This window comes from Gemmata obscuriglobus (genome assembly GCF_008065095.1).
Classification (GTDB): Bacteria; Planctomycetota; Planctomycetia; order Gemmatales; family Gemmataceae; genus Gemmata; species Gemmata obscuriglobus.
In genome coordinates this window covers 4,229,561-4,246,730 of sequence record NZ_CP042911.1, presented here as the reverse complement: position 1 = coordinate 4,246,730, position 17,170 = coordinate 4,229,561, and the positions used below count along the sequence as shown (strand labels likewise).

The window sequence follows — 17,170 nt, the reverse complement described above, 5'->3', positions numbered from 1 at the left end:
GACCCATGACGTGGCACGACGCGCGCGAGATCGGCGAAGCGCTGTTCGACCAGTTCGACACCATCAACCCGCTGACGGTCCGGTTCACCGACCTGCACAAGCACGTCCTCAACCTTGAGGGCTTCGCCGGCAAGGCGCACGAATCGAACGAGAAGCTCCTCGAAGCCATCCAGATGGCGTGGTACGAGGAGTGGAAGGACGAGTACGGCTCCTGACTTCAGCCCGCCGGGGTGGTGGGTTCGGCACGCAGGAGCGGGCTCGGCACCCGCCCCGCCCGCCAGCGCCGGACCTGCCACAGCGCGAACACCAGCACCGGCCCCCAAACCGGCGCCCACGGCACCAGGGCTACCGCAAACAGCACGACGCTTTGACCGGCGCTGAGGACCGCGTCCCACGAGGTCCGGAACGTCGCGCCGATCTGGGTGCCGAACGTCGGGGGAGTGTAGTCCTTGACCTCACGCAGCGACAGGTTCGTCGTTGCGAACGTGGTGCGGTTCAGCAGGTACTCGCGGCGGCCCTGCGCCCGCTCCACCTCGCCGCGGATCTGAGCGATCTCTCGCATCAGTGATTTGATGTCTTCGAGCTTCTCCTCTTTCCGCTTCTCCAGGAGCAGCGCGTTCAACTTGTCCTCCTGCTCCTTCAGGTTTTTGACCCGTTTCTCCACGTCCATGAATTCCTCGGTCACGTCCTGCGCCTCGGACGCATTGCGCTCCGGGGTGCCGAGGGCGAGCACGGCGTTCCGCACCGCCCGGTCGCTGGCCACCGGGATGCGGAGCGTGTACGTGGCGGCGCGCCACCGGCCGCGGTCTCCGCGGACCTCCGACTGGACAACGTAGCCCTTGTGCTCCGCGACCAACCGGTCCACCTCGGCCGTCGCCACGTCCAGATCGCTCACCACGACATCCAGTGTGTGCGTGTAGACGATCATCGGCACGCGTGCGGCCGCGTTCGCATCGGCGCCGTTCTTCGCGGCACCGGCCTGTTTCTCGGGTAACTGTTTGGACGCGCCCTCTGGCGCCGGAGATTTGCTGGCCGGAACACCGCAGCCACCAGCGAGGCCGGCCCCGAACGCGACCACAACCCAGGCAAGAGTGCGCCGTACCAGCATGTGTTCACCTGCGATCGGATTGCCGCACTGAGCTTCGATCGGAAGCCCGCCTGTCTCTGATCCCGGTGCGTGCGTATTATTCCCTCCCCGGTCGCGGCCACGGGGCGTGATCACGGCGTCCCGGGCTTCGGCTCGGCTGGCACCCGGTTGTAGAGCGTGGTCAGGTCGGCGAGCCGTTGGATCACCTCGCCGCGGAACTGGTCGAGCCGGAACCGCCACCGCCAGTTCCCCGAGGCGACGCCGGGCTTGTTCATTCGCGCGTCGTTGCCGAGGCTCAGCACGTCTTGCAGCGGCGCCACCGCCACCGTCGCGACCGACGCCCACGCCGACTGGATCAGGTCCCACGCCACGTCCCCGATCGGCCGCCCGAGGGTGAGCGAGAGGTAGTGCCGGTCGCGGTCGCTCAGCGCCTCGAACCACCCCCGCACAGTGTCGTTGTCGTGCGTGCCGGTGTAGCACACGCAGTTCTGGACGTAGTTGTGAGGCCAGTGCAGGTTGTGCGGCCCTTCCAGCGCGAACTGGATCACCCGCATCCCGGGCAGCGCGAGCTGGTCGCGCAGCTCTTCCACGTCCGGCGTAATGACGCCCAGGTCTTCCGCGATCAGGGGCAGCCCGCCGAGGGCGGTGCGCAGCCGGTCGAACAGCTTCAGCCCCGGGCCGTCCACCCACTGCCCGACGCGCGCCGTCGGCTCGGCGGCGGGTATGTGCCACGCCTGCCGGAACCCGCGGAAGTGGTCGAGCCGGATCAGGTCGACCTGCTTCAACTGGCGCAGCACGCGGTTGCACCACCACGAGTAGCCGGTCGCCTCCATCCGGGTCCAGTCGTAGATCGGGTTGCCCCAGTGCTGCCCGTCGGCGGAGAAGTAGTCGGGCGGCACCCCGGCAACGACCGTGGGCTTGCGGTCGGGGTCGAGCAGGAACTCGTCCGGATGCGCCCACACGTCCGCCGAGTCCAGCGCCACGAAGATCGGCGCGTCGCCGATGATCTTGATCTTCTTGTCGTTGGCGAACTTCTTCAGCGCGCCCCACTGCTTGTCGAACAGGAACTGCCCGAACTTGTGGAGCAGCACCTCGCTGGCGAGCTGCTTCTCGAGTTCCGCCAGCGCGACCGGGTTGCGCCGCAGCAGGTCCGGCGGCCACGCGAGCAGCCCGGTGCCCCCCAGCGCCTCGCGGATCGCGACGAACAGGGCGAACCCGTCGAGCCACCCGGCCTCGCTGACGCAGTAGTTCTCGAAATCGCCCTTCAGATGCGCGGCCTTCCCGCCGCGGAACGCGTCCCACGCCGCGCGGAGCAGCTTGGTTTTGAACGGCGTCACCCGGTCGAACTGGATCTCGTGATCGGCGAAGTGCTCGTTCGCCCACAGGTCCGGACCGACGAGGCCCTCCTGGTGGAGCAGTTCGGGGCTGAGCAGGTTGATGCTGCCCGCGAACGCCGAGAGCGACTGGTACGGCGAATCGCCGGCCCCGGTCGGACCGAGCGGCAGGATCTGCCACCACGACTGGCGCATCGCGGCCAGCGTCTCGACCCAGCGGTACGCGACCGGGCCGAGATCGCCGATGCCGAACGGCCCCGGCAGGCTCGTGGGGTGCAACAGGATGCCGGACGAGCGAGGCAGGGACGGCGTGGCCATGCAGGACCCTCGGCGCGAAGCGTCCCCTTTGGGGTACGGGAGAACGCGCCAGAGAGAAGAGCCGCCGCAGATAAAGGGATGGTGCCCCACTCGCGTCGCAGCGCTGGCGGAGAAGCGCCACCATGGGGCCGCCGCGGACTACAACCCGACTGACAGCGAACCTGCGTCCAATCGTTTCAATTTCGTTGTTTATGCGTCACCCGTCTGCTGACAGGTGTCACCGGGGCGTGTTCCGAGCCGGCGATTGATCCCGTCACGGCTATTGCCAGCTTGAAACGACTGGAGTTTGTCTGACCAGCCCAGTGACGGCCCACGGCACCTACGACGTGAGGGGTCGAGTGCGGCGGCGGAGTGTTCACGGAAACGATCACGGTGCCGGCCAACAGAGCGGTGGTGTCCTGTTCGTCTTGTATGCAGCTGCTAATAGGTGGTAAGGAGTTTACACCGTTCGGTCGTGCTTTTCCCTCGCGCGTGTTGGGATCGGTCATGGACGATCTGAGTCGGTTCTGTTGCCGGAATGCGGATTGCCCGGACCACGGGAAGCGGGGGGCACGGTAACCTGACGGTGCCGGCCCGGTACGGACCGAACCGCACCCGGGTGCTGCGGTGCTCCACGTGCAAGGCCCGGTTCTCGGAGCGCAAGGGCACGCCCTTGTACGGCACCCGGTTGTCGGCCCAGACGGTGACCGCGGTGCTGGCCCATGTGGCGGAGGGATCCGGCACCCGCAAGACGGCCCGATTGGTCGGGGTACATCGGGACACGGTCACCCGGTACATCCGTCAGGCCGGCGAGCAGGCCCAGCAACTCCACGACGAGTTGGTGGCCCTTTCCCCCCCGGACCAACGAGCTCCAACTGGATGAGGAGTGGAGCTTCGTGGCCCGCGAGGAGAAGAACGGTGCCCCGGAGGAGCGGCGCCGTGGGGACTGCTGGGACCACGTGGCCCTGGATCCGGAGCACCGACTGGTGGTGAGCCTGGTGGTGGGCCAGCGAACCGAGGAGGCGACACACGCGCTGGTGCGGGACGCGCATCGGCGGACCGGCGCATCGGCGGACCGGCTCCTGCGGCTCATCACCACGGGCGAGTACCCGGTGTACGAATCGGCCATCCGCGCGGCATACGGGCAGTTGGTGACCCCACCACGGACCGGGCGACCGGGGCGCCCGCGGAAGGCTCGGGTGGTGCTCCCGGCGGCGGTCGCGTATGCGACCGTGCACAAGGCGCGTGAGAACAACCGGGTGGTGTCGGTGAGCACCCGGGTGGTGCTCGGGACCGCGGCCGCAGTGGCCGCCGCGCGGCTGGATTCGGCGGTGAGCACGGTTGTGAATACGTGCTTCGTGGAGCGGCACAACGGGACCGATCGGAACCGGTGCCGCCGCAAGGTGCGGAACAGCTACGGGTTCTCGAAGGACCGGGGCACGCACCGGGCCGCCACCGCGTTCAGTTACTTCAGCGACAACTTCTGCTGGCCCGTCCGCACCCTGCGCGTGAAAGGCGAGGGCGGCCGGTATCGGGCACGAACCACGGCGATGGCCGCCGGGCTCACCGATCACGTGTGGTCGTTGCAAGAGTGGCTGGCGTTCCCGGTCGTGCAACAAAAGTAGGACACCGCCAGCGGTTCGCTTAGTCTTTCTTTGATCCTGTGTATCCTGTTGATCCTGTCAAAACTCTTCACTCCGCCACAGCTCTGAGTTGTGGGAGGAGTGAAGCCCTCGCCATCACTCTCGCCGCAGCGCGGGGATAACCGGCACCCGCAGCACCCCGGCCGTTGCGACCGTCGCAACCGTCAGTCCTGCCACCAGTACGGCCCCGAGCATCAGTCCGAGGCGCACCCACGGGATCGCGGCCCCGCTCAGCACGTGCGGGGCGACCGAGGCCAGCGCGGTCAGCACGCCCGCCCCCAGGCCGACGAGCAACAGCAGCCCGTTTTCAACGATTACAAGGAACTGGAGAGCCCGCGTGCGGTAACCGACGGCCCGCAATAAGGCGAGTTCACCCAAACGCTCCCACACCCCGCGCAGTACCACCACCGCGAGCCCCAGTACCCCGAGTAGTAGCCCGAAGCCGCCGAGCAATTGGAACGTCGAGAGGTACGCGCCGATGACCGCCTGGAACGACGCCACCTTGTCCCGTGTCGGCGTTGCGGCGAGCCCGTTCGCCCGGAACCCGATTTCCAGCGCCCGCGCGACCGCGGTTTGCTTGTCCGCCGGGGTGCGGATCAGGAACGCACGGTAGCCGGTTTGCTTGGGGAACGCTTTCACGAACGCCGCGTCGCTCGTAATCACTTCGCTCTGGAACGGGCTGTCCACGAGCGTCCCCACGATCCGAAAGCGCACCTCGGCGCCGTCGTCGCCGGGCATCGTGAACTCGTCCCCTATCGCTTTCTTGAGCATCCACTGCGCGGTGTTGTTCTCGCAGAACACCGGGACCGCGTCGTTGGGTGCCGGCTTCGCGAGCAGTAGCCACGGGTTCGCTTTCTCCTCGGCAGACGCCGCTTCGGTCATGTAGAACTTGAACCCGCCGCGAGCGATCAGCGCTTCCGGCACACCCAGCACACGGGGCCGGGCCGCCTGGAACAGGTTCATGCAGCTCGCGTCGTCGCCGCCGCGCAGCCGCAATGGGAACACCTCTTCCAGACCGGCGCTCAGGTCCGCTTTCGCTGTGCGATACGCGTCGGTGGCCGGTGGTGCGTCGGGGTCAGTACCCGACGGCGCGTAGGCCTTCTGGAGTTGCTTCTCCAGATCGGCGCGGCCGAGCCCGCTGTCGAACGGCTGGAACAGCGGCACGTCCGCTTCGGCCAGGAGGTTGAACCCGCCGCTCCCGCCGCTCTTGTCGAGGAAGTCGCTTTCGGGCGTGCGGCGGAAGCTCTCGACTGCGACCAGCAGGAACGCCGCCGATGCCAGCAGCGCCGCAGTTAACAGGCTGCGGGCCGGATTCCGGGCCGCGTTGCGGGTTCCCAGCTTAGCGAGCGCGGACAGCCCCCGGCCGTTCACGACCGCGTGTCGGGTGCGGCGCATCCACCACCGTACAGCCGCCAGCGCCGCGGTGAGGAGCAACCCGCCGCCGCCGAAAAACGTCATCGCGCGGAAGTCGGGGTTGCTGACCGTACCGCCGGCCGCGATCAGCGCGATGCCGACGACCAATCCACCGATTGTGACGATTTTCGTGACGAGCCCGATACCGGCCGTCGAGCCGGCGGGCAGTGCCGTTTCACCGCGGAGGAGAGCCGGCGGCGCGATCCTAACAAGCCCGCGAACGCTCCACCATTGCGCGGCGAGGGCCATCAGCACCGTGATTCCGAACCCGAGGGCGAAGCTGAGGGGCGTGGCGTGCGGTTGGAAGTACGCCTTGACGCCCTGATCGGGCCACAAGTCGAGCAGCACCACGAGCAGCAATCGGTTGTACGCCACCCCCGCGATAAGCCCGAGCGCGGCGCCCAGCACCGCTACGAGTAGCCCCTCCGCCAGGAGCAACCGCCGAACGTGCTTGACCGCGAACCCGGTCGCGAGCAGGAGCCCCACTTCCTTCGCCCGGCGGTCGATGGAGAGCCGGAACAGTAGCCCCACCAGCATCAGCGCCGCCGCGATGAGGAACAGGCTGAACCCGAGGAACAGCCCGCCGAAGTCCGTGCCCCCCTTACTCGCGGTGAGAAGGCGGGCGCGCACGGGATCGAACACCAGGCCCGCGGAATCGGGGTCGAGGTGCTTGGGCAGCTCGGATTGAAGCCGTTCGCTGAACTTGTCGAGCGGCTCGTTGTTCGCCGGCGCCACTCGAACCGACGTGTCGGTGCCGTACCGGCTGCGGAACAGCTTCCGGGCGGTGGCGAGGTTCAGGTAGGCCATCGGCACGGCCTTGTTCTGGTTGAAGAACGTGCCGCGCGGGTGCGGGGTCGGCTTCTCGGGCACGCGCCGCTTGATCTCGGCGCCGGGCAGCACCGGCGGGCGGTCCCAGTCGAACAGGTTCGCGCGGTCGTCGGTCACGCCCTTAATTTCGGGCGTCAGGTCTTTGTCGCGCGCCGGTCCGGAGAGGGGGATGTACCCGCTGAGCGTCAGTTCCGCCTCACGCTTCAGCCCCTCGCCCTCGACTTCGGGATCGAAGTAGACGAGCTTCACCTTCGTGCCCCGCGGCAGCCTGTTCAGTTCGGACCCGGGCCACGTGAGCAGTTCCACCTCGTCGTCGGCGAGTGACGGTGTCGGGATGGGGGCCAGTTCGTGCGGACTGAGGGGCGAAGGTGCGGTGGTGTTCAGACCCGCGACGATCGGGTACGGGATCTGCTTGTCGCCCACGGCGAGCGTGTCCGCCACGTACACCACCGTCGGCTCGGCGCGGGCGCCGACGGCCTGAGCCGCCGCCCGTACCGCGTCTGATACCTTTGGCGGAAGAATGAGTTCCGCCGATTCGACACTCAGGTAGCCGCCGCGCCCGAGCCGGCGGGCGACCTCGCGGAACTTCAGCCCGTAGTCTTCAGGCCGGAGACGTTCCTTGAGCGCGGCGTTGAGGGCGTCGTGAGGCGCGCCGCTCGCCAGCAGGACCGTTGCGACCGGCTCCGCGTCCCCGGTGACCATCCGCGCGAGCGTGCGCACCGGAACGAACACGTTCAGCGGCGCGGCCGGGTTCGGGGTCAGGTTGAAGTCGTTTTCCGGTGCCTCCGGGGGCAGCACCGCCGCGACGGTAAATTGCTCCGCCGTCGTGACATCGTCGGTACTGCGCTTCGCGAGCGAGGAGGAGCGCGGCAGGTCCGAGAACCGTTCCGCGCTCAACGTGACGGTGTCACCGGTTTTCGCGTTCAGCTTCTCCGCAACGCGGTGCGAAAGGATCACGGGCGGGAACGTGTTGGTCGATCGGTTTCGGCGTATGTCGCTGGCCCAATCCACCTCGGACACGCCGACCGGGGCCGAACGCGGATCGATCCCGAGCACCGTGACCTTCCCGAGGTACGGGGCGGTGGCCGGGTCGCCGCTCGCCTGGACGGCCCCCGGCACGAGGAGGACCGGTTTGACGGTCCCGGGCATTCCGTCCGCGATGCCCGCGCGCACGGGGCGCGGGAAGAATGCGACCGAATCGACGCCGCCCAACTGCCGCTCGACGCGGTCGCGGAGGGAGCCGCGGAGCGAGTCGCCGACGAGCAGCGCCCCGGTGAACACGGCCGACCCGACCGCGACCCCGAGCAGCACGGCGAGGTTCCCGCGCGCGTGGTACACGAGGTTCCGAAGGACCAACCCGGAGAAGCTGAGCATGAGTGCGCCGGTGAGTGTGTCAGGCGGGTTGGAGCGCGCCGTCGTTCATCTCGAACCGGCGCGGGAACAGCTTCGCCAGGTCGGCGCTGTGCGTCACCACGACCAGCACCGTGCGCTCCTGCCGGTGCAGTTCGAGCAGCAGCTCGCCGACCGCGTGGGCGCTGGTGCGGTCGAGGTTGCCGGTCGGCTCGTCGGCGAGCAGGAGGGTCGGTTTGAGTACGAGCGCCCGCGCGACCGCCACCCGCTGGCGCTCGCCGCCGGACAGTTCCGCGGGGCGGTGGTCGAGCCGCGCCCCCAGCCCGACGCGGTCGAGCAGTTGCCGGGCGTAGGCTTCGGTTTCCGCCGGGCCGGTGGTTTTGTTCACCAGCGTGGGGATGAGGACGTTCTCCAGCACCGAGCACTGCGGCAGCAGGTGGTGGTCCTGGAACACGAACCCGATCTTCGAGTTCCGAAACGTGCTCAGTTCGGCTTCGGGGAGCGCGAAGGGGTCGGTGCCGTCGAGCGCCACCGTCCCGCCGGTGGGCCGGTCGAGGGTCCCGAGGATGTGGAGCAGCGTGCTCTTCCCGGACCCGGAGGGCCCCATCACGGCGATCGCGTCGCCGCGGTCGAGCCGGAGCGAGGCCCCGCGCAGCACCGACAGCGGGGTGGCACGGGTGGCGTACTCTTTCGAGACGTTATCAACGACGAGTGACATCGTGTGGTCATTCCGTGGCGGGGGCGGGCGGGTTCGGGTGCTCGGGGTCGTTCCCGTCGTCGAGGTACACGAGATCGTCTCGCGCCGCCTCGGTGTACTCCGTGTGGTCGGGGTAGATCAGTTCGATGCCGAACAGTTCGCGGCCTTTGTGACCGATCGGGCCGCGGAACTCGATGATCCGGCCCCGCAGGCCGGTGAATGTACGTAACTGGACACGATCCCCGAGCCGGGGCGGGCGCGTCTGGTCGATGGTTTCAGCCGACATGGCTCACCCTCCGGCGGTCACCAGGGCGGGGTGCCGAGCAGTGCCTGGAGGTAATCATACATGATGCGGTCCAGTTCCGCCGCCAGTCCGCCGCACGAGACCTGCCACACTTGAGGGAGTGCCGGCGCAAGCGCCGGGCCGGGAGGCGCCGTGACCCCGTGATGCACCACGAAGTTGCGCCACTGGTTCAGCAGCGCGAGGTGATTCAGGCGCACCGCGTTCGCAGGGTCGGCGTCCAGCGCGGCCCGCACGCCCACGCCAAAACGGTCGAAGTCGCGGACGAGCGTCTGGAGCGTCGGGTTGCCCGTGCCGAGGCCGATTTGTGCCATGAACTGCGTTCGCGCCACTAACCCCATGCCGGGCGGAAAGGTGCGCACGACGGACTCGACGGACTCGCTATACAAGTCTCGACAAAATCCCTGAAAGTGCGCGCACAGCATCGCCACGAGGGCGCGCAGGTTTTCGTCCGCGAGAGCGGACGGCGGGCCGGACGCCACCTGCGCGTCGAGCGCGTTCAACCGCGGAACGCGGTCCGTCTGCCAGCGCAACAGGGAGTTAGAGGGCATTTCGTTCCGATCGGTCCCGTTGTGCCGCTCCACGAATCGCTTACTAGCTGCGGTGGCGATCAGCCGGTGTACCGCGGCTCCGAACACGGCCCGCGGCGTTGGGAGCGGGCTCGATGGCAACCCGCCGCACTCGCGCAACACACTCGCCCCACCACGCACGGCGCCGGGGATATTATGCCGTCGCGCCCGCCACGGCTCAACAAGGCCCGCGCCGCGCCAGCGCCTGGTGAGCCGTTCTTGGCCCGCGCGAATCCGTTCGGTGGCCCGCGAACTCACGGCCGGCGCGACGGGCCCGGGGCCGTCGAGGCCCGTCGCACGCTTGACGGGGGCGCATTCGTGACGCACGCTTCGGTGCTATCCTTCCTTCCGCAGCGTAGTCACGGGCGCAAATTCACAAGGATGGTCCGGTGTCGGCATCTATTTCCACGCCCCCACTCAACCCGCTACCGCCGCGCCACCGCGCCGGCCGGAACGAGGTACTGGCCGCGGTCCTCGACCCGACCCGGCTGCCCACCGCGCCGGCGGTCGCGCTCCAGGTGGTGAACGCGGCCTCCAAATCGGACTGCGAGCCGTCCGAGATCGTCGCCCTCCTGGCCCTCGATTCGGCCCTGTGCGGCAAGCTCCTGCGGGCCGTGAACTCGTGCATCTACGGGCTCAAGCAGCCGATCGCGTCGGTCGCCCGCGCGGTCCACGTGCTCGGCCTCAACACCGTGCGCTCGCTCGCCCTCGGGCTGTCGCTGCCCGCCGTGAAGGTGGGCCGCGGTGCCGACCAGATGACCCGCGACTACTGGATGTCGTCGGTCGGCGGGGCCATCATCGCCCGCGAGCTGGCCGTCCTCACCCGCCGGTCGAGCCCCGACGACGACCTGGTCGCGGGCCTGCTCCGCGACCTCGGCGAGCTGCTCCTGCGGCAGATGTTCCCGGACGCGTGGCTGCGGCACGTCGCGTACTACGGGGAGGGGCTGGTCGAGGACCCGTGCGGGGCCGAGGTCGCCTCGTTCGGCATCGACCACGCCGACGTGACCGCCGAGATCCTCCAGCAGTGGAAGCTCCCGGCCGACATCGTCGAGCCGATCCGCTACCACCACCAGCCCGAGCTGGCGACCGCCGCGTCGAAGGTGCAGCAGAACCGGGCCGAGCTGCTCCAGTTCTCCAACTACATGGTCCACCTCGACCGGGTGGCCCAGAACCCGGACCTGCTGGCGCGGGTGATGATGACCGCCAAGGAGCGGTTCCACCTGCCCCGCACCGCCCTGGTCGCGTTCCTCCAGAGCGTGGCCCCCAAGATCGAGGCGTTCGCCTCGGTGCTGAACCAGGACATCGGCCAGTGCCCGGACTACGCGACCGTGCTCGCGGCCGGCGCGCAGGAGCTGGTGAACCTGACGGTCGAGACCAGCCGCACCCGGATGAGCGGCCCGTCCGCGTCCCACCGCACGCCGGCGCCCCCGCCGAGCCGGTCCACGGCCCGGACCCAGGCCCTCCCGGACGACTCGACGCCCCCGCCCACCCACTGCGACGTGAAGGGGCTCCCCGATTTCCGGCCCGAGTTCGCCAAGAAGTTGCCCGAGTGCGGGTGCCGGCTCGGCGGGTACGAGCTGCGCAGCCTGCTCGGGCGCGGGGCGATGGGGGTGGTGTTCAAGGCGTTCGAGCCGAGCCTGCACCGGTTCGTGGCGATCAAGGTGCTGGCCCCGGAGCTGACCGCCAGCGCGAGCGCACGCGCCCGGTTCGCCCGCGAGGCCCGGGTCGCGGCCTCGATCCAGCACGAGAACGCGGTCGGCATCTACGCGGTGCGCGAGGCGGCCGGGGTCACCTACCTCGCCATGGAGTACGTCCGGGGCAGCTGCCTGGAGGCGCGGGTCGAGCAGCACGGGCCGCTGCCCGTCCTGCTGGCGGTGAACGTGGCCCGGCAGATCGCGTCGGGGCTGGCGGCCGCCCACGCCAAGGGGGTCATCCACCGCGACATCAAGCCCGCCAACATCCTGCTGGAGGACGACACCGGGCGCGCCAAGATCACCGACTTCGGCCTCGCCCGGATCGCCGACGACGCCAAAATGACCGCCGACGGCGCGCTGATCGGCACCCCGTTCTTCATGGCCCCCGAAACGGTCCAGGGGGAGGAGGCGGACTCCCGCTCCGACCTGTTCGGGCTGGGCGGGGTCATGTATCACATGGTAACCGGCAAGGTGCCCTTCCCCGGGCAGACGGTGGCGGCGGTGTTCAACGCCGTGTGCGGCAGCGAGCCGCTGCGGCCCAGCCTGGTGCGGGCCGCCGTGCCGGACTGGTTCGAGGAGGTGATCCTGAGGCTGTTGCGGAAGGACCCGGCCGCCCGGTACCCGGACGCCGCGAGCGTGGCCGCGATACTCGGGGAGTATTGCTAACGTCGTTCCGATTATTCCAGCCCGCACGGCGCGGGCGCGGGCCGGTCGTGCAAAATGTGTGTTGCTGAATGATGCTCTTCTCTCATACGATGTTCATCGAGCCGGACGTCTCGACTCGTAACCCTTGGGCGCCCCCAGCGCAACACGGTTCGGGTGCATGATGTCGCACGACACCTCCCAGCGTATCGCCCAACCTCACCCACCAGACCGGCGCGCGATCCTCGTTGCCGAGGACGACGACGCAGTCCGCGAGTTCGTCCGTATTGTGCTGGAGCAGGCCAACTTCCGGGTCAGCACGGCCCCGAACGGCCGCGCCGCCGGCGACCTGTTCGAAGCCGACCCGCTGGCGTTCGACATGCTGCTGACGGACGTGGTCATGCCGCTGGCGACCGGCGTCGAGCTGGCCGCCCGGGTGCGCGCCGCCCGGCCCGAGTTGCCGGTACTGTTCATGTCCGCGTTCCCGGGCAGCCCCGGCCTGGCCCCGTGCCCCCTTCCCCCCGGGACCGTGTTGCTCGAAAAGCCGTTCTCGTTGGTCCAATTGATCGAGCGCGTCCGCACAACACTTGCGGCCGACGAGGCCGCCTGACGCGCCCCCCGGCCGCGACGGGTGCAAACCGATCCGCAACGGCCCACCCGTTCAGCAGACAGCGATCACACGTGGCAAGCCACAACCGCAAATCCAGACAAGCACACCGACCGTCACATTCCCACCATTCAGAGAACCGCGCCCGTTCGGCGGGCGTTGTTGTGATCCGGGCGTTGCGCCCAACCTTCCGTTGACATCAGCCGGATAGCGGGTCTCGGTGTCGGCAAGCCGATACTGCGTTCGGGTGCCGCCGGCGCCGAACCGGCCGCGTGCGCCCGTGTGATGGGCAACGGCAGTGAGGCAATGTGAACGATGGGTCCGTACCGCGCTGGCCCCACCGATGGGGCACTGACTAGACATTCGCTACCGACGGACTGGCGTTTCGCTGGCTCACTGCTACCCCGAAAATCGCCCGTTACGCGCCCGCATGCGACCCGAGCGGGCTCGATCGAAACCCAACATGATCCCAGGAAAGAGGTGCAAAGTGATTACCGATAACGCCTTACATAAGATAGCCGGTGGTGTCCTGTTCGTCTTGTATGCGGCTACTGATGCGTGGTAAGTAGTTACACTGTTCGGTCGTGCTTTTCCCTCGCGCGTGTTGGGATCGGTCATGGACGATCTGAGTCGGTTCTGTTGCCGGAATGCGGATTGTCCGGACCACGGGAAGCGGGGGCACGGGAACCTAACGGTGCCGGCCCGATACGGCCCGAGCAACACCCGGGTGCTGAGGTGCTCCACCTGCAAGGCCCGGTTCTCGGAGCGCAAGGGCACGCCCTTGTACGGCACCCGGTTGTCGGCCCAGACGGTGACCGCGGTGCTGGCCCATGTGGCGGAGGGATCCGGCACCCGCAAGACGGCCCGATTGGTCGGGGTACATCGGGACACGGTCACCCGGTACATCCGTCAGGCCGGCGAGCAGGCCCAGCAACTCCACGACGAGTTGGTGGCCCTTTCCCCCCCGGACCAACGAGCTCCAACTGGATGAGGAGTGGAGCTTCGTGGCCCGCGAGGAGAAGAACGGTGCCCCGGAGGAGCGGCGCCGTGGGGACTGCTGGGACCACGTGGCCCTGGATCCGGAGCACCGACTGGTGGTGAGCCTGGTGGTGGGCCAGCGAACCGAGGAGGCGACACACGCGCTGGTGCGGGACGCGCATCGGCGCATCGGCGCATCGGCGCATCGGCGGACCGGCTCCTGCGGCTCATCACCACGGGCGAGTACCCGGTGTACGAATCGGCCATCCGCGCGGCATACGGGCAGTTAGTGACCCCACCACGGACCGGGCGACCGGGGCGCCCGCGGAAGGCTCGGGTGGTGCTCCCGGCGGCGGTCGCGTATGCGACCGTGCACAAGGCGCGTGAGAACAACCGGGTGGTGTCGGTGAGCACCCGGGTGGTGCTCGGGACCGCGGCCGCAGTGGCCGCCGCGCGGCTGGATTCGGCGGTGAGCACGGTTGTGAATACGTGCTTCGTGGAGCGGCACAACGGGACCGATCGGAACCGGTGCCGCCGCAAGGTGCGGAACAGCTACGGGTTCTCGAAGGACCGGGGCACGCACCGGGCCGCCACCGCGTTCAGTTACTTCAGCGACAACTTCTGCTGGCCCGTCCGCACCCTGCGCGTGAAAGGCGAGGGCGGCCGGTGTCGGGCACGAACCCCGGCGATGGCCGCCGGGCTCACCGATCACGTGTGGTCACTCGCTGAATGGTTGGCCCATCCCGCCGTGCAACAAAAGTAGGACACCACCGAACCGCTTACTGTCTTTAAAATCCTGTCAAAAACTCTTGCCGAACTACGCAGGAACTGCCGCGGGCTTACGTTCGAGCACTAGCCCGGCCGCGAACCACATCGCGCTAATGATCGTCAGTGTTAGCAACGCGGCGAACGTGCTGCCCGGCACTGCCGCCCAGGCCAGCGGCAGCAGCACCCCGCCCAGCGCCCCGAGCAGCCCCACGAGCCCGCCCACCGCGCCGACTTCGCGCGGGAAGTGGTCGGGGATCATCTTGTACACGCTCGCTTTGCCCACGCCCATCCCCGCCCCCAACATGAACAGCGCGCCCGTGAAGCCCCACACGCCGAGCCCCAACGGCAGGACCAGCGCCAGCCCGGCCACCAGCATGGCGACGAACACCGCCGCCATGACCCGCGCGGCACCGTACTTGTCGGACAGCCACCCGCCCACCGGCCGCAACAGGCTCGCGGGGAACACGAAGCACACCGCCGCCAGGAGCCCGATCCACTTCGACAGGGTGTTCAGGTCGTCCTTCACAACCGGGTGCGCGTTCAGGTGCGCGGTGTAGGCGTCGCCCTTGAGCCCCTTGATGGTGTCGAACTCGCTCACGAGCTGTTCGTTCAGGTGGAAGCTCACGGCCAGTTGTTTGCCGTAGGTCGCGTAGTAGAACTGCGGCAGCACGCCGGAGAGCGCGACGTACGCGCCGAACACAACGGTGTACTGGAGGCTGTACTCCCACACGCGGGCGTGTTTCATCGGTGCCATCAGTTCGGAGAGGGGCCGCCCCCGCGCCGGGCGCCGGTCCTCGCGCGGCGACAGGAACCAGACCGCCAGCGCCAACAGCACCAAGAGACCCGCATAGGCAACCGGAATGAACCGCCACCCGCCCGGCACCACACCGCCAAAGAACCCCGCCGCCGGCACCGCGGCGATCAGAATCGGCCCGACGAGCTTGGTCACCGACGCGCCCACGTTGCCGGCCCCGAACACGCCCAGCGCCAGCCCCTGGCGCTCCTTCGGGAACCACGCCGCGCACCACGCGATGCCGACCGAGAACGAGTTACCGGCCACGCCGTACAAAACCGCGCAAATGAGCAGTTCCGTGTAACTCGTCACACGGCTGACCAGAAACGTCGGGACCACGGCGAAGAGGATCAGCGCGGTCATCACCCGGCGCCCGCCGTAGCGGTCGGTCCAGACGCCGAAGTGGAACCGCAACAGCGCCCCGGACAGGATCGCGGCGATCGTGAGGTTGTAGAGCTGCCCGTCGGTCAGCCCGAGTTCGGGCTTAATCTTGATGCTCAGCATCCCGAGCATGAGCCAGACCGCAAACAGCAGCGTGAAAGCGACCGTGGACAACGTGAGCACGCGCGCGCGTTGTCCCGCCGCGGGGGCCGCGGCAGAGTGTGAGTCGGGGGTCATTGGACGACGTCTCGCGGGGTTCGGGTTACGGACTCGCGGAGAGGTTTTGGAACGGTAAGCCCGCTCAGCGGGCGGCCACGGGGGCGTGGGTCGCCAGGAGCGTCACAAGTTGCCCGCGACACGACCCGCAGCCGGTACCGGCCCGGGTCGCCTCGCAGAGCGCGGGGAGAGTGTCACAGCCGTCGCGGATCGCTCCGACGAGCGCCGCCTCGGTCACGTGGTTGCAGTTACAGATTTCGCGCTCGGTCGCGGCGGTCGGGGCGTTCCCGGTCGCGAGAACGTCCAGGCGGTTCTGGGGAAGCGGCTCATCGCGATCGAACATCTGCACCAGCGCGGGCGCGGCCTCGGCGCAGCCCACCAGCATCGCCCCGACGAGTTTGCCGTCGCGGACGATGAGCTTGCGGTACACGCCCCGCCGCTCCTCGAACACCTGGAGCACCTCGTCCGTGGGGAGCTGCGCGTCCGGCACGCCGAAGCTGGCGACTTCGACGCCGGCCACCTTGAGCCGCGCATAAATCTTGGAACCCCGATAGCGGGCGCGCGGGTTCGTTCCGGTGAGGACATCGGCCAGCACGGCGCACTGCTCCCAGATCGGCTGGACGAGCCCGTACACCAGTCCGTTGTGCTCGGCGCACTCGCCGACCGCGTATACCCCGGGCACCTGGGTCGCGAGCAGGTCGTTCACAAGGACCGCGCGGTTGACGGGAACCCCGGACGCCTTCGCGACCTCCACCCGGGGCACAATCCCGCAGGCGAAGACGACCAGGTCCGCGGGCACCACCTCACCGGTGCGCAGCCGCACGGCCTCGACGTGACCGTTCCCGATGACCTCGTCCGCGGTGGTGCCGGTGCGAACGAACAGACCGGTTTTCTCCAGCGCCAGCCGCAGGAGTTCGCCGCCGTGCTTGTCGAGCTGGGCGCTCATGAGCACCTCGTTGAGGTGCAGTACCGTGACGCGCAGACCGAGGTCCCCAAGTGCCTTGGCGGCCTCCAGTCCCAGCAGCCCGCCCCCGACCACAACCGCGCAGCTCCCGGGTTTAGCGCGGTCGCGAATCGCTATGCAATCTTCGACCGTGCGGAACACGTGAACGCCGTCGCGCGGGGAGCCGTCGTCGCTCTTCAGTCCCGTTACCGGCGGAACGAGCGGTGAGCTGCCCGTCGCCAGCACGCACACGTCGTAGGGGTGGGCGTCGCCGGTGCTGGTGGTGAGCCGCCGCCCGACCGGGTCGATCTGGGCGACCCGCACCCCGGCGTGGAACGTTACCCCCCGGTCCACGTACCACTCAGCGGGCTTGAGCGCGATCGCTTCGGGTGCCTCGCCCGACAGCACCCGGCCGAGCAGAATGCGATTGTACGCGCCGCGCGACTCTTCGCCGAAGACCGAAACCTCGAACTGCGCGGCGGCGTTCCGGCGCACGAGTTCGTCGAGCAGCCGGCTGGCGGCCATGCCGTTCCCGACGATCGCGAGGCGCTTCTTCATGGGCTCATCTCTCGATCGGTTCTATCGCCAAACACGGGTCAGGCTAGTCTTCTCCTGGGACCGCGGGCGTC

At 68.6% G+C, this 17,170-nt stretch carries 15 protein-coding genes; 7 read left to right on the top strand and 8 right to left on the bottom strand.

Features of this window, described 5'->3' with window-relative positions:
* Nucleotides 1-5: 5 nt before the first annotated feature.
* Entirely contained in the window at nt 6-215 is a 210-nt protein-coding gene (iscX, locus tag GobsT_RS17600; protein WP_010044125.1) for a Fe-S cluster assembly protein IscX, read from the top strand.
* 2 nt (nt 216-217) lie between these two features.
* Here the strand turns inward: iscX and GobsT_RS17595 are convergent, their stop codons facing one another.
* Both GobsT_RS17595 and malQ read right to left on the bottom strand, forming a co-directional pair.
* Nucleotides 218-1,108: a DUF4349 domain-containing protein gene (locus GobsT_RS17595; RefSeq protein ID WP_010044122.1), complete on the bottom strand. Its 891-nt coding sequence runs from the start codon at nt 1,106-1,108 to the stop codon at nt 218-220.
* A gap of 110 nt (nt 1,109-1,218) precedes the next feature.
* On the bottom strand, nt 1,219-2,739 hold the full coding sequence (gene malQ, locus GobsT_RS17590) for a 4-alpha-glucanotransferase (RefSeq protein WP_010044114.1): 1,521 nt from the start codon (nt 2,737-2,739) through the stop codon (nt 1,219-1,221).
* Nucleotides 2,740-3,256: 517 nt separating this feature from the next.
* Here malQ and GobsT_RS17585 point away from each other — a divergent pair.
* The gene (locus GobsT_RS17585; protein ID WP_232068371.1) at nt 3,257-3,601 is read left to right on the top strand and encodes a helix-turn-helix domain-containing protein; all 345 of its coding nucleotides are present in this window, start codon (nt 3,257-3,259) and stop codon (nt 3,599-3,601) included.
* 13 nt (nt 3,602-3,614) lie between these two features.
* Complete coding sequence (locus GobsT_RS17580; RefSeq protein ID WP_010044112.1) at nt 3,615-4,343, top strand: hypothetical protein; 729 nt, start codon at nt 3,615-3,617, stop codon at nt 4,341-4,343.
* A gap of 114 nt (nt 4,344-4,457) precedes the next feature.
* Here GobsT_RS17580 and GobsT_RS17575 read toward each other — a convergent pair whose 3' ends face one another.
* From GobsT_RS17575 to GobsT_RS17560, 4 genes are read right to left on the bottom strand one after another with little or no spacing between them, the layout of a single operon-like run.
* Nucleotides 4,458-7,976: an ABC transporter permease gene (locus tag GobsT_RS17575; RefSeq protein WP_010044110.1), complete on the bottom strand. Its 3,519-nt coding sequence runs from the start codon at nt 7,974-7,976 to the stop codon at nt 4,458-4,460.
* A gap of 19 nt (nt 7,977-7,995) precedes the next feature.
* Nucleotides 7,996-8,670 (bottom strand): ABC transporter ATP-binding protein, encoded by a 675-nt coding sequence (locus tag GobsT_RS17570; protein WP_010044108.1) that lies wholly within the window; start codon nt 8,668-8,670, stop codon nt 7,996-7,998.
* Nucleotides 8,671-8,677: 7 nt separating this feature from the next.
* The gene (locus tag GobsT_RS17565; protein WP_010044107.1) at nt 8,678-8,935 is read right to left on the bottom strand and encodes a hypothetical protein; all 258 of its coding nucleotides are present in this window, start codon (nt 8,933-8,935) and stop codon (nt 8,678-8,680) included.
* Nucleotides 8,936-8,952: 17 nt separating this feature from the next.
* Nucleotides 8,953-9,501: a hypothetical protein gene (locus tag GobsT_RS17560; RefSeq protein ID WP_148087779.1), complete on the bottom strand. Its 549-nt coding sequence runs from the start codon at nt 9,499-9,501 to the stop codon at nt 8,953-8,955.
* A gap of 407 nt (nt 9,502-9,908) precedes the next feature.
* Here GobsT_RS17560 and GobsT_RS17555 point away from each other — a divergent pair, with 407 nt between their 5' ends.
* From GobsT_RS17555 to GobsT_RS39710, 4 genes are all read left to right on the top strand, one after another.
* A complete protein-coding gene (locus GobsT_RS17555) occupies nt 9,909-11,879 on the top strand; it encodes a protein kinase domain-containing protein (protein WP_010044101.1) in 1,971 nt (656 codons plus the stop codon).
* Nucleotides 11,880-12,036: 157 nt separating this feature from the next.
* Nucleotides 12,037-12,465: a response regulator gene (locus GobsT_RS17550; protein ID WP_010044099.1), complete on the top strand. Its 429-nt coding sequence runs from the start codon at nt 12,037-12,039 to the stop codon at nt 12,463-12,465.
* Nucleotides 12,466-13,078: 613 nt separating this feature from the next.
* Entirely contained in the window at nt 13,079-13,453 is a 375-nt protein-coding gene (locus GobsT_RS17545; protein WP_109571035.1) for a hypothetical protein, read from the top strand.
* Nucleotides 13,454-13,729: 276 nt separating this feature from the next.
* On the top strand, nt 13,730-14,203 hold the full coding sequence (locus tag GobsT_RS39710) for a hypothetical protein (protein ID WP_148087778.1): 474 nt from the start codon (nt 13,730-13,732) through the stop codon (nt 14,201-14,203).
* A gap of 54 nt (nt 14,204-14,257) precedes the next feature.
* On the opposite strand, the gene GobsT_RS17535 is transcribed toward GobsT_RS39710, so the two are convergent.
* Both GobsT_RS17535 and GobsT_RS17530 read right to left on the bottom strand, forming a co-directional pair.
* The gene (locus GobsT_RS17535; protein WP_010047242.1) at nt 14,258-15,619 is read right to left on the bottom strand and encodes an MFS transporter; all 1,362 of its coding nucleotides are present in this window, start codon (nt 15,617-15,619) and stop codon (nt 14,258-14,260) included.
* Nucleotides 15,620-15,683: 64 nt separating this feature from the next.
* A complete protein-coding gene (locus tag GobsT_RS17530; RefSeq protein WP_010047239.1) occupies nt 15,684-17,099 on the bottom strand; it encodes an FAD-dependent oxidoreductase in 1,416 nt (471 codons plus the stop codon).
* Nucleotides 17,100-17,170: the final 71 nt, after the last annotated feature.

What these genes read in the sequence shown, in the direction of transcription:
- iscX (WP_010044125.1), top strand. Translation starts at nt 6, where the DNA reads ATGACGTGGCACGACGCGCGCGAGATCGGCGAAGCGCTGTTCGACCAG.
- GobsT_RS17595 (WP_010044122.1), bottom strand. Translation starts at nt 1,108, where the DNA reads ATGCTGGTACGGCGCACTCTTGCCTGGGTTGTGGTCGCGTTCGGGGCC.
- malQ (WP_010044114.1), bottom strand. Translation starts at nt 2,739, where the DNA reads ATGGCCACGCCGTCCCTGCCTCGCTCGTCCGGCATCCTGTTGCACCCC.
- GobsT_RS17585 (WP_232068371.1), top strand. Translation starts at nt 3,257, where the DNA reads ATGCGGATTGCCCGGACCACGGGAAGCGGGGGGCACGGTAACCTGACG.
- GobsT_RS17575 (WP_010044110.1), bottom strand. Translation starts at nt 7,976, where the DNA reads ATGCTCAGCTTCTCCGGGTTGGTCCTTCGGAACCTCGTGTACCACGCG.
- GobsT_RS17570 (WP_010044108.1), bottom strand. Translation starts at nt 8,670, where the DNA reads ATGTCACTCGTCGTTGATAACGTCTCGAAAGAGTACGCCACCCGTGCC.
- GobsT_RS17565 (WP_010044107.1), bottom strand. Translation starts at nt 8,935, where the DNA reads ATGTCGGCTGAAACCATCGACCAGACGCGCCCGCCCCGGCTCGGGGAT.
- GobsT_RS17560 (WP_148087779.1), bottom strand. Translation starts at nt 9,501, where the DNA reads ATGCCCTCTAACTCCCTGTTGCGCTGGCAGACGGACCGCGTTCCGCGG.
- GobsT_RS17550 (WP_010044099.1), top strand. Translation starts at nt 12,037, where the DNA reads ATGATGTCGCACGACACCTCCCAGCGTATCGCCCAACCTCACCCACCA.
- GobsT_RS17545 (WP_109571035.1), top strand. Translation starts at nt 13,079, where the DNA reads ATGGACGATCTGAGTCGGTTCTGTTGCCGGAATGCGGATTGTCCGGAC.
- GobsT_RS17535 (WP_010047242.1), bottom strand. Translation starts at nt 15,619, where the DNA reads ATGACCCCCGACTCACACTCTGCCGCGGCCCCCGCGGCGGGACAACGC.
- GobsT_RS17530 (WP_010047239.1), bottom strand. Translation starts at nt 17,099, where the DNA reads ATGAAGAAGCGCCTCGCGATCGTCGGGAACGGCATGGCCGCCAGCCGG.